We start from the raw sequence: 11387 nt of genomic DNA on the forward strand, positions 1-11387 counted from the left end.
GGCCCTCCTGGCCACCTGGACCGGCGCCTGCTCGATATGCGGCCAACCCGCACCGACACCAGAACCACACCACCGCACCTAACAAAGCCCTACTAGAAGGCTCCTGAAAATATTGGGTTTTGGCCCTACCGCGCGAGCGGTGGGGCCAGACTCGTTTCGTGGCGATGGGGGAATGGGCTGGGGAACTGGTCGGGCCTGATGTGTGGGAGACCTGCCGGGAGCTGATCCCGGCGGGAAGTGTGTTCGCGTTCCTGGCCGAGCACCGGGAAGCGCTGTTCCCGGGCTCGATGTTCGCGGACATGTACCCGTCGAGGAACGGGCGGCCGAGTATGCCGCCGCAGATTCTGGCCGCCACGATCGTGCTGCAGAGCCTGCACGGGCTGTCGGACTTCGACACGGTCCAGGAGCTGCGCTGCGATCTGCGGTGGAAGGCCGCCTGCGGGCTCGGCCTCAACGACACCGCGTTCGACCCGTCGCTGCTGGCCTACTTCCGCCGACGACTGCAGCGCTCCGGCGATCCGAACCGGCTGTTCACCAAGGTCAAGGAGGTCGTCGCGGCCACCGGCGTCCTCAAGGGCAAGCACCGCCGGGCGCTGGACTCCACCGTGCTGGACGACGCGGTGGCCACCCAGGACACCGTCACCCAGCTCATCGCCGCGATCCGCCGGGTGATCCGGGACGTGCCCGGCGGTGAGAGGACCGCCGCCACCTGGTGCGCGCACGACTACACCGACCCGGGCAAGCCCCGCATCGCCTGGAACGACGAGCAGGCCCGCGCCACGCTCGCGGACGCGCTGGTCACCGACGCGCTCAACCTGCTCGGCCGTCTGCCCGAACGGCAGCTGGACGAGAAGGCCGCGGACGCGGTCGGGCTGCTGGCCCTGGTGGCCGGGCAGGACGTGGAGGTCGCCGACGGCTCCGACGGGCGCGACGGCCGGTGGCGCATCGCCCGCGGCACCGTCTACGGCCGCATCGTGTCCACCGTCGATCCCGAGGCGAGGCACATCCACAAGAACCGAACCCGCCACCAGGACGGCTTCCGCGCTCATGGCGCCTTCGAACCCGAGACCGGCCTGCTCACCGAGGTCGAGCTCACCCAGGGGAGCGGGGCCGAGAACCACGAGGCAGCCGTCGCCGAGGTCCTCCTCGCCGACGAGACCGAGGACCTGACCGTTCTCGGCGACACCGCCTACGGCGCCGGCGACCTGCGCGAAGCCCTCGAAGCCGACGGCCACACCCTCGTGATCAAGCCTCCGCCACTGAAACCCGCCGTCCTCGGCGGCTTCACCGCCGACGACTTCCACGTCGACACCGCCAAAGGCGAGGTGACCTGCCCCGCCGGACACACCAAGGCCCTCGGCCGGCCCGACACCAACGGAGCCCGCACCGCCCAGTTCAAGAAGCTCTGCCACACCTGCCCCCTGCGCGAGCGGTGCACACGCTCCAAGACCGGCCGGGCCTTCCAGGTCCACGCCCACTACGACCGCCTGAAAGCCGCCCGCCAGCATGCCGCCGACCCGAACTGGCAGGCCGAATACCGCCGCTGGCGCCCACCCGTCGAACGCGCCATGGCCTGGCTCACCGCCCGGGGCAACCGCCGGGTCCCCTACCGAGGCGTCATGAAGAACAACACCTGGCTCCACAACCGCGCCGCCGCCCTCAACCTCCGCCGACTGATCAACCTCGGACTCACCCACACCGGCCACACCTGGACCATCACCCCCGCGACCACATAGCCCAGGAGAGGCTGTCCCCAAGCGGGACAGCCTCTCCACCAGCAAGATCTTCAGGAGCCTTCTAGATGATCGATTCCAAGCCGTCAGTGGTCATACGCGGTCAGTGATCGCATGACGGGCTGGTTGGTGTGTTCGTTGTGCCAGACGGCGGCAGTCAGTGCGAGGACTCTCTGGAGCACTCGGAGGATCACGCCGCCGGGGTTCGGCCGCGATGCCGTTCGAGGTCGAGCTGGCCCTTGAAGGTCTCGTTGATCGACTCGATGACCTGCCGCAACGGCTTGAACAGCTGTGATCCGGCCCGCTCGGCCTCGCCCTTGCGGGCCGGACGCAGAAGTTCGATGTTCAAGTCGGCCAGCTGCGACTCGAACTCGCGGCCAAAGTAGTTCTTGTCGCCGATCAGTGTCTGCCCGGGCGGCCGGTCGGTGACGAGCGTCGGTTCGGTGGCGAAGATGTCGAGCAGTGCCTCGCGTTCGTCCGCCTTCGCGCCGGTCAGCGCAAACGCGATCGGCAGCCCGCCCAGTGTGCACACCAGGTGCAGGCGAAGTCCCCAGAAGTAGCGCGTGTGACTGGCGCAGTAGCCGTACTGCGCCCGTCCAGCCAGGTCGGAGCGCTTGACGGTCTCCCTGGAACGGCCGCACTCGACCGGTGTGGAGTCCACCACCCACGCGTCGTCGGTCCACAGCGCGGTGTCCATGGCCAACGCACGTGTGACCTGTCGGATGAGTTCCGCGGCCTTGCGCAGTCTCTTGTTGTAGCCGGGCTGCTTCGGCAGGTACGGGAACAGGTGCCGCAGGTGGGCCCGGGCATGCCGGAGCCACCGGGCCTCGGAGGTGTAACCGAGCATGGCCTGCATCATCGACAACGTCACCAGTTCGGCGTCGCTGAGCTGCGGCGCTATGCCGACCGCCGGCCGCCACGGGGCAAGCTGCGGCGAACCCTGCAGCAGGTCGTCCGTCTTCACGTAGAGTGCGGTCGCGAGGGAGTCCAAGTCCGTCTTCACACACCGACATTGGACTCCCTCATTCTCTGTGCGCAGGCATCGCCTAAAATCGGTCGCTCGTGCGGGGGCACGCCCGAGCGGCGAGGTCCTGCTCCAAGCGGGGCGACGCAGCCGATTCATGGGGAGGCCGGGCCGTGGACGCGGAACGCAGAGTTGTCACACGGGATCATCTGGCAGGCGTCGCGCGTGCGGCTCTGGGCGCCGAGCATCGCCTGGTGGGTGTCTCGCGACTCCGAGGCGGGAGCAAGAAGGGCGTGTACCGCGTCACCCTCGACAATGACTCCACCGCCATCGTGTACATCTGGGACGACGCCGAAAACTACTGGCCCACCACGCAGGCCGACAACCACGCGGACCCGTTCTCACCCGCCTCCGGCATCGAGCTCTTCGAAGCCGCCCATCGGCACCTGGACGCCCTGGGCATCCGCACGCCCCGACTGCTCCTGGCGGACCGAAGCCGGGGCCACTACCCGGCAGACGTCGCAGTGGTCGAGGACGTACCCGGCGAGAACCTGGAAACACTGCTCCGCCAGGACCCGCGCAGCGTGGAAGCAACGATGGTGCGACTTGCCGAGGTACTCGGCGCGATGCAGCGGCACCAGGGCCCACGCTTTGGGAAGGTCGCCCTGATCGACAAGGGCGGCACCTCCGAGGGCAGCTCATGCGAGCAGGTCGTCCTCGACCGTGCACTCCAAGACCTCTCCGAAGCCGCTTCGCGCGACACCCGAATCACACGCTCCCGCGACCATCTGGAGAACGTGCTTCGCGCACTGGCCGCCGCTGTGCGCCCACGCTCGCAGCACGGGCTCATCCACGGGGAGCTCGGGCCGGACCACGTGCTGGTGGACCGGGACGGTCAGCCGGTCCTCATCGACATCGAGGGGCTGATGTTCTTCGACGTCGAGTGGGAGCACGCGTTTCTGCGGCTGCGCTTCGACGAGCACTACCAGTGGCTGGACCGCAGCGACCTCGACGAACACCGCCTGACGTTCTACACATTGGCGATGCGCCTTTCTCTCGTTGCCGGGCCACTGCGGCTCCTGGACGGCGACTTCCCTGGCCGTGACTTCATGCTGGGCATCGCGGAGCACAACCTCCAAGAGGCGCTCGCCTTCCTACCCTCAGACGACCACTGAACCCCTTGGAATAGATCATCTAGGGAACCGCACAACTGGCTGCACCTGGCGACCATCCCACCGAGCACAAGCACGTTCATTGACTCCGTCGCTGATCTCGTGATGGCTCCACCTACCCAGAGCGTCCCGGGCTCAGTACCTCTGCGCCATGGTCAGTAGATGTAGTCGGGCCAATGCGGATCCTCCCAGCGGGCGGGCCCGGTGAGACCCAGGAAGTGAGCACGGCCAGCCGGTACTTCCAGCAAGGCTGCCTTCTCCAGCTGGTCCGGCCGGATGCCGACAGGCGGCGTCACAAGATCGGCGATCCCACGGGTGTCACCCTGCTGCCCCGGGACGTCCCGAACCGCGCCGCCGACGCCCGGCCCCAGTCGCGAGCGCAAGCCCTTCCGGCTGACGTCGGGGCCGGTCCGAAACCCCTTGGACGGCACGGGGACCGGCTTGCTGAAATAGGAGACGGCCGCTGTCGGAGTCGAAGGGATGCGGCGATGACCGAGATCAGGCTGCACCTGTCAGTGCGCGGCCTCAGCGACGCGGACCTGCCGTCCTGCGGCTGGGCCGGCTCTCCCAAGCACGTGCGCGAGTTCGTCCACCAGATCCGCCGCGCCGAGGCGGGCGAGATCGACTACCTGGCGGTCTGCACGCCGGTCGGGCTCCCCGTGGCGGTCGGCGGTATCGACTACACGGTCAAGGCCGGTACCGGCACGCTCTGGCAACTCAGCGTCCACCCGGCCCTGCAGTCCTGCGGGATCGGCACGCTGCTGATCCGCTCCGCCGAACAGCGGATCGGAGCCCGGGGCCTGACCCGCGCCGAACTCGGCGTCGAGGAGAGCAACCCGCGCGCCCGCGCCCTCTACGAACGCCTGGGCTACCGGGCCTTCGGCCGCACGCTCGACTCCTGGGACGTGGAGGCCGAGGACGGCTCGCTCCAGCGGTACGAGACGATGTGCACGCTGATGCGCAAGGACCTGACGTGACACTGGACTTCGCGGCGTTCGTCGCCGATGCGACGGCCGACGCGGCCGTCGTCGGGCTCGTCCTCAAGGGCTCCCGGGCCCACGACGGCATGACCACCCGTCACTCCGACCACGACCTCTACGTCATCCTCGCCGACGACGCGGCGAGCGAACTTGCTGCGCTCGACGGCTACCGCTCCGCGCGACTCGACCTGGTCGTCACCACCCTCGAACGGTTCCGCCGGCCCGCCGACTGGGAGCGGTACGCCATCGCCCGCTCCCGGGTGCTGGTCGACCGCTGCGGCGGGGAGGTCACCCGGATCGTCGCCGCGACGGGACGGCTCGGCGCCGAGGAGGCCTACCGGTCCGGTGCTGCCCTGCTGGACGCCTACGCCAACTCGCTCTACCGCTCGGTCAAGAACCACCGCGATGGCAACCCGCTCGCCGGCCACCTCGACGCGGCCGCCAGTGTCGGATTCCTGCTCGACCTGCTCTTCGCCCTGGACCGCCGACCGCGCCCCTACAACAAGTACCTGGCCTGGGAGCTGGACCGGTTCCCGCTGCCAGGCTGGGAGAGTGCCGCACTGCTGGACACCGTCGCTCGGATCACCGCGACCGGCGAAGTGGCCCCGCAGCAGCGGCTCTTCACCCGGGTCGAGGCGGCTGCCCGGGCCGCCGGCCACGCGGCGGTGCTGGACGCCTGGGGCGAGGATCTGCTATCGATGCGGCCCCACCCGGGCTCCCCGGCCCACCAGCCCTCCTGACCGGGGCCAACAGTCAAATCAGGTAAAGCGGCTCAGAGGCCGTTGTCGCGCCGATCTTGGTGAGCATGGGTTCGAACGGCGGCTCGGTCGGGTGATCTTCGGTCTGTCCGTGCATGAAGACAGGGCCTCTGGTGCAGCTCGGGGTTGTCGAGACCTTGAGCACACCAGGCGGCCCTGTTGTCGCTGTTCTATGCCCTCGCACCGGCTGGCGCCAACTCGGCTTCACCTGATTCTGCCGAGGAAGCATCGCCCTGTAGGACTCCGTGGGGAAATGCGCGAAACGGATGTCCGGCAGTGGTCGGGCTGCCATGATCGTCGTGTCTGCCGGGCGGGAGGGGCTGGATGTCGCTGGAGTCGCGGGATGACTATGGGGTGCCGGAGCTGACCGCGCGGGTGGTACGGGCGTCGTTCCCCAAGGGCACGCTGGCGGTGCGGATCCGGGAGGCGCTCGGTCCGCTGTTCGGGGACGAGTCGTTCGCGGAGGCGTTCCCTCAGCGGGGTCGGCCGGCGATCTCGCCGGGGGCGCTGGTGTCGGTGCTGCAGTATGCCGAGGGGCTCAGCGACCGGCAGGCCGCCGACCAGGTGCGGGCTCGGATGGACTGGAAGTTCCTCCTCGGCCTGGAGCTGGACGATCCCGGGTTCGACTTCTCGGTGCTGAGCGACTTCCGCTCCCGCCTGATCGAGAACGGCTTGGAGGAAAGCATCCTGGAGCTGGTCCTGGCCAGGTGCTCCGAGCTCGGCCTGTTGCGCTCGGGCGGCAGCTGACCGACCAGTGGCAGCAGCGCTACAACACCCGGGCGGGGGTCGAAGGCACCATCTCCCAGGCCGTGCGCCGAACCGGCATCCGACGCACGCGCTACACCGGACTGGCCAAGACCCACCTCGGCAACCTGCTCGCCGCCACCGCGATCAACCTCATCCGCCTCGACGCCTGGCTCACCAACACACCACTCGGCAAGACAAGAACCTCACACCTCGCCGCACTCGATCTGGCAGCCTGATCCCCCAGCCCGGTTTGCGCATTTCCCAACGGAGTCCTTCAGCCGGGGGAGGAAGTCAACTGAGTGTGATGCCCGACCGGGACGCGGGACAGGCGCTGCTGGCCCGGCTGCGTGAACGGCACTGGCGCATCACGCTGGTCTGGGCAGGCTTCGGCTCACCCGGCGGTGCCGTGATCGACAACGTCCTGCACCGGCTTGTCGCTAACTTCTCGGCCTTGGTCCAAGGACGAGCAGTCCGAGGAGGTCGAGCGGTCCGGGACGTCGAGTCCACCCGAGCGGACTCGAGCAGACTCGAGCGGGTGACAATGCGTCACTTCATCCGCCGTGATCATCTGGCACACTGGAGAGTTCAGCGGGGGGAAGTCCTGTGGTCGCCGATACCGTACCCATGTCCGTTCGCTATGACGCCACGTCAGGACTGTGGACCCTGACGGCACCTCACGAGACGCTGGGGGCGCCGGTCGTCTTCGCCGACCGGGTCTATCTCCCGGTCGACGGCCGGGTCACCGCGCTCGACCGCGCCACGGGCCGGGTGCTCTGGCAGACCCCGCACCGGGTCGAGTTCCACAGCGACTGTGTGAGCGCCGTCCTCGCGGCCGGCGAGCACCTCGTGGTGCCCAACTCCCATGCCTACATGACCGATGGCGACATGATCTCGTTCGCCGTGCTGAGCACCGCAACCGGTGACCTGAGCTGGTCCCAGGAGCCCGAGCTGGTCTCGGGCTTCTCGGCGCATGGCCGGACCCTGGTGTTCTGGCGGCTCGACGAGGAGGAGCGGGGGACGATCACAGCGGTGGACCTCGCCACCGGCAGCCTGCGGTGGCGGCACGATCTCGACGCGCTCCGCGCGGTGCTGCCCACCGACGACCGGGTCATCGCCAGCGTGGCTGCCGAGGGGAAGCGGGAGGTGCGCGCCTACGACCTGCGCAGCGGCGAGCAGCTGTGGCGGACCGAGGAGCACGGCCAGCCGAAATCGCTGCGACTGTCGAGCCAGGACCCCTCGGCCGAGCCGGTGGTCCTGGCCTGGGACTGGCTCGGCAACCACCTGCGGTGGTTCTCCCCCGCCACCGGCAGGAAACTCGGCTCACTCATGGTGCGCCCCAGGATCAGCTTCTACGGCAGCGACGACCCGCTGATGCGCGCCGACGGCGAGAGCCTCTGGCTCACGACCAACGACAGACGCCGCATCGACCGCCTGCGCCCGTTCGCCGCCTGGCCACGCACCCGAACCTTCACCCCGCTGCCTCGTCGGCTGGCTTACAGCACTCCCGACCTCGCCGAGGTAGCCGGCTGGCTCTACGCGCTGGCCTGCCCGGCCTTCGAGCGCCAGGAGACCCCCTGGCAAGAGCGGCGGGGCACCCTGGTGGTAGCGGCCAGAGTGAACCGCCCCGGCCGGTACCGCCGACTCACCCCCGTGCACTGGCCCAGGGCGATCCCGCGCAGCGAACAGCACATCATGTGGGGGGACCTGGCAGCGGGGCGCAACCACCTCTACGTCCAGGGCTGGCACCGCGACGAGACGGGCCGAACCATCGCGGTCCGCGGCAACCGGGTGCTCTGGCAGCGCGAGGGCAGGTCATCTATGGCGGTACCGGTCGACGATCAGGTACTGCTCGTCGAAAAAGGCACCGAGCACGACCACCTGTACTTGATCGACGGCGATACAGGCGCCTTCACCGATCCTGTCGTCGAACGGAAGTGACGCTCCGCCCACCACGCAGCGGGCCGGAGCCCGGAGCCGCAGGCTCCAGCTCTCCGCCGTCGCGAGAACTCCCCCCGGACGGACCGTTGGCTCGCAGGAGATGCGCGTGCCTGGACGTGCATCGACCTACCACCCTGCGAAGCCGAAGTCAGTAACGGCTGCCGGATTGATCCAAGCGCCCCCGGTCAAGGGCCCTTCAGGACACGATCAAGTGCCGACCGGCCTGCAGGCCCCCAGTTCGGCTTGCCGCCGGGCAGGCCACGGTCCCCGTTCTGGCCCATCAGTATCAAGAACAGGCTCTTCATCGCGGCCACCCCGCGCGCCCGTCGGATCGTCCCCTCATCCGCCTGTGCGTAGCCGTTGAAGAACCGTGAGGCGCCCCCTACGGGGAGCAGCTCCCGGTCGGCCGCAAGGTCCCACGCCGGGTCGCCGGCGAAGACGTCACCGAAGTCGACGACGCCCGCCAGTGTGCCGTCCGCGGCGACGACGTTCGCGGGATGCAGGTCACCGTGCACCCACACCTGCGGGCCCTCCCACTCGGGAGCCGCAATCGCGTCGTCCCACACGGCGGCGTCGACCATCTGCCGGTGGCAGTACCCCGTGCAGGTTCACCACGATGTCGTCGGCCATGGCGCCGTTCATCGTCCGAACCTTGGCCTGCGCCGCGGTGAGGGAGCAGGGCGACGTCAGACTGCAGTCGCCGGTACCGGTCGGTGACGCGTAGAGCTGTGTCGGTGTCGCTGGCGCCGCCGGCGGCGCCAGCGACAGGGCGGCGCCGGTGATCGCCAGTGCCGTCGCGGTCACGGAAGCCAGGGCTCTGGCGACCGGACGTCTGTAGTGGGCCGCCGAGCCGTTCAGGCCTGGGCCAACTCACCAGGACGGCCGACTGTCGGACTCAACTCCTGGCGGGCGTTTGGACGGCCCGGGCGACGTTCGCTTCGCCGACACGCACCGGGCATTCGCACAACGCTCCGGGCAGGCGTGCTTGTTGCGGATCCTGGCAGCGCCCTGGACCGCCCGCGCCATCGAGCGCGCCCAATTCATCCGGAGCCGCACGGAGCACCCAACTGCCGAGCTCAGAACATCCTTCTCAAGCACACACTTTCGACCACGCCGGCTATCGAACCACCACCCACGCCAACCGCACCCCCTAACCAGCACCAGCAGCAGCCCCAGACACCCAGTCACCGGCACCTGCACCTGCCATCGCCGCCGACCTCGACCTGGCCCGCCCGTCGCATGTCTACCCGGTCGCGGTCACCGCGGCATCGCCCTCCGAGACAGACCGCCACGCGCCGCAGTCCTCCCGCGCGCTCAGCAGGTCCACTCCCGCTGCGCTCTCGACCGGCTGCGCGGTGGTCGAGGGGGCCGCGGCCGATCCGGTCCCGGCCGGGACGATGTCCCGGGCCCGGGAAGGTCGGCCGTACGAAAGCCCGCGGGCCGCAAGGCACGGCAGCGCGCGGACGATAGCCTCCAGTGAGGCCAGTTGCGCGTTCGACGAGTCGCCGCGCGCGGAGAAGCCGGGGAAGGCTACAGGGGTGGGGATAGCCATGGACGAGCGGACCGTGCGGACACTGGGCGGTGACGACGCCTGAAAACTCGATTCCCATCGAGAACACGCCCCCGAAGCCGGGGCCCAGGCCGCGGCCCACGGCGCCGCCGCGGACGCGCAGCCTCGGCGAGATGCTCCGGCCCGCCGCCTATGTCGTGCTCGTCGTCGTCGGGCTCGCCCTCACCGTGCTCGGCTTCATCCGGTTCACCGACACCTTCGAGGAGGCCCGCGCGTACCGCGCCACCCCGGTCTGCGTCCCGGCGGCGAAGCCTGGACACGACTGCGTGACGCTGGAGAGCGGCCGGGTGACGAAGAAGGAGGAGGAGCCGAGCTCCGACTCGACCGACTACGTGCTGACCGTGGCCCGCGAGACGGCGCCCACCGACCGCTACTACGTCGGCAAGGCGTTCTACCGGGACGTCGACACCGGCACCGTCGTGGAGCTGAAGATCCTGAAGGGCAAGGTGTTCGAGCTCGGCTACCACGGGCACCGCTCCCAACCCCCGAACACCCCGTACCTGGCGATCGCCGAGTTCAGCGGGCTGATCGCGGTCGGCCTGGTGATGGTCGCCGCCGGCCTGGTCGGGGACATCGAGTACATGGCGGGCCTGGCCCTGGCGTACGTCGCCGGGATCACGATTGCGACCGGCACCGGCTCCATCTTCCTGATCACCTTCCAGTGGCTGCTGATGGTCACCCTGAGCGTCGCCGTGGTGTGCTGGCTGATGGTGGCCGTCATCACGTACACCACCTTCGAGGAGTTCTGACCCCGCCCCGCCGTCCTGTCCGAGCCGCGCACTACGCTCCCCCGCATGACTGCTGCGGTGCACATCCCCGAGTACGAGGACGAGGAGCTGCGCGCGGGCGAGGAACTCGCGCGCGAGCCCGCCTTCTGGCTCGCCCATCTCCTCCTGACCCTGGGCCACGGCGACGAGGAGCCGGAGGTGTACGGCGTCGCGGAGGAGGCCTACGACGCCATGCTGGAGCGGCTCGGCGATGCCGAGGCCCCGGGGCTGGTGCTGCGGGTGGCGTTCGGCCGGGGCCACACCGTCTGCGTCGCGTACCAGAACTTCGAGGACGAGAGCGTCATCGACTTCTTCGTCCACCACCCCGACTGGGACCGGCTGGGCTTCCTCGGGCAGCACGGTCCGCACGGTTCCGGCCCCGGGCTCGCCTGGCGCGAGCTGACCGCCCTCGCGCGGAGCACCGGCGACAACGCCCCCGAGGGGCTCGGCGACGAGGCGCGGCGGCTTCTGCTGCTCCTTCCGGTGCTCGGCGACGCCGACACGCCGCCGGAGGCGCAGCAGACGGTGGCCGAGGCCCTGGTCGCAGTCGGCCTCCGGGCGGAGACCGCCCGGGAGTTGGCCGCGCGGCTGGTGGACGAGCCCGGGCTGGCGCACCAGCCACGGTGGAGCGTCGCGGCCGACAGTCCGATCCCGGTCTGCTCCTCGGACTACAGCCCCCGGCGGATCCCGCTCGCGCTCGGCATCACCGAGGAGCAGGCCCGCGTCCTCGCGGAGGCGCTCGCGGGTAGCCACTGAAT

Annotated in this window: 9 protein-coding genes and 2 pseudogenes; 9 read left to right on the forward strand and 2 right to left on the reverse strand. The window is 69.5% G+C overall.

Going from position 1 to position 11387, the window contains the following annotated elements; translation table 11 throughout:
- Positions 1 to 164: 164 nt before the first annotated feature.
- Positions 165 to 1736 carry an IS1182 family transposase gene (locus ACIRYZ_RS24160; RefSeq protein WP_402947813.1) on the forward strand — a complete coding sequence of 524 codons (1572 nt, stop codon included), beginning with the start codon at positions 165 to 167 and terminating at the stop codon, positions 1734 to 1736.
- Between the two features lie 83 nt (positions 1737 to 1819).
- Here the strand turns inward: ACIRYZ_RS24160 and ACIRYZ_RS24165 are convergent.
- Positions 1820 to 2736: pseudogene (locus ACIRYZ_RS24165) on the reverse strand (IS982 family transposase).
- Positions 2737 to 2870: 134 nt separating this feature from the next.
- Between ACIRYZ_RS24165 and ACIRYZ_RS24170 the strand changes: the two are divergent.
- The 6 genes from ACIRYZ_RS24170 to ACIRYZ_RS24195 all read left to right on the forward strand — a co-directional run bounded on the left by ACIRYZ_RS24170 (position 2871) and on the right by ACIRYZ_RS24195 (position 8292).
- The gene (locus tag ACIRYZ_RS24170) at positions 2871 to 3872 is read left to right on the forward strand and encodes a phosphotransferase family protein (RefSeq protein ID WP_402947447.1); all 1002 of its coding nucleotides are present in this window, start codon (positions 2871 to 2873) and stop codon (positions 3870 to 3872) included.
- 485 nt (positions 3873 to 4357) lie between these two features.
- Positions 4358 to 4846, forward strand: coding sequence for a GNAT family N-acetyltransferase (locus ACIRYZ_RS24175; RefSeq protein WP_402947450.1), 489 nt, complete (start codon positions 4358 to 4360; stop codon positions 4844 to 4846).
- Positions 4843 to 5589 carry a hypothetical protein gene (locus ACIRYZ_RS24180; protein ID WP_402947452.1) on the forward strand — a complete coding sequence of 249 codons (747 nt, stop codon included), beginning with the start codon at positions 4843 to 4845 and terminating at the stop codon, positions 5587 to 5589. The genes ACIRYZ_RS24175 and ACIRYZ_RS24180 overlap by 4 nt, the downstream gene beginning before the upstream one ends.
- A 342-nt stretch (positions 5590 to 5931) precedes the next feature.
- Positions 5932 to 6354 carry a transposase gene (locus ACIRYZ_RS24185; protein WP_402947455.1) on the forward strand — a complete coding sequence of 141 codons (423 nt, stop codon included), beginning with the start codon at positions 5932 to 5934 and terminating at the stop codon, positions 6352 to 6354.
- Positions 6315 to 6590, forward strand: a complete 276-nt coding sequence (locus ACIRYZ_RS24190; protein ID WP_402947457.1) for a transposase — start codon at positions 6315 to 6317, stop codon at positions 6588 to 6590. The genes ACIRYZ_RS24185 and ACIRYZ_RS24190 overlap by 40 nt, the downstream gene beginning before the upstream one ends.
- Positions 6591 to 6930: 340 nt before the next feature.
- The gene (locus tag ACIRYZ_RS24195; protein ID WP_402947815.1) at positions 6931 to 8292 is read left to right on the forward strand and encodes a PQQ-binding-like beta-propeller repeat protein; all 1362 of its coding nucleotides are present in this window, start codon (positions 6931 to 6933) and stop codon (positions 8290 to 8292) included.
- A gap of 185 nt (positions 8293 to 8477) precedes the next feature.
- On the opposite strand, the pseudogene ACIRYZ_RS24200 reads toward ACIRYZ_RS24195, so the two are convergent.
- Positions 8478 to 8861: pseudogene (locus ACIRYZ_RS24200) on the reverse strand (phosphotransferase); the annotation flags it as partial.
- A gap of 1114 nt (positions 8862 to 9975) precedes the next feature.
- Here ACIRYZ_RS24200 and ACIRYZ_RS24205 point away from each other — a divergent pair.
- Complete coding sequence (locus ACIRYZ_RS24205) at positions 9976 to 10611, forward strand: hypothetical protein (RefSeq protein WP_402947459.1); 636 nt, start codon at positions 9976 to 9978, stop codon at positions 10609 to 10611.
- Positions 10612 to 10656: 45 nt separating this feature from the next.
- Positions 10657 to 11385, forward strand: a complete 729-nt coding sequence (locus ACIRYZ_RS24210; protein ID WP_402947462.1) for a hypothetical protein — start codon at positions 10657 to 10659, stop codon at positions 11383 to 11385.
- Positions 11386 to 11387: the final 2 nt, after the last annotated feature.

This window comes from Kitasatospora sp. NPDC101155, assembly GCF_044768305.1.
Lineage (GTDB): Bacteria > Actinomycetota > Actinomycetes > Streptomycetales > Streptomycetaceae > Kitasatospora.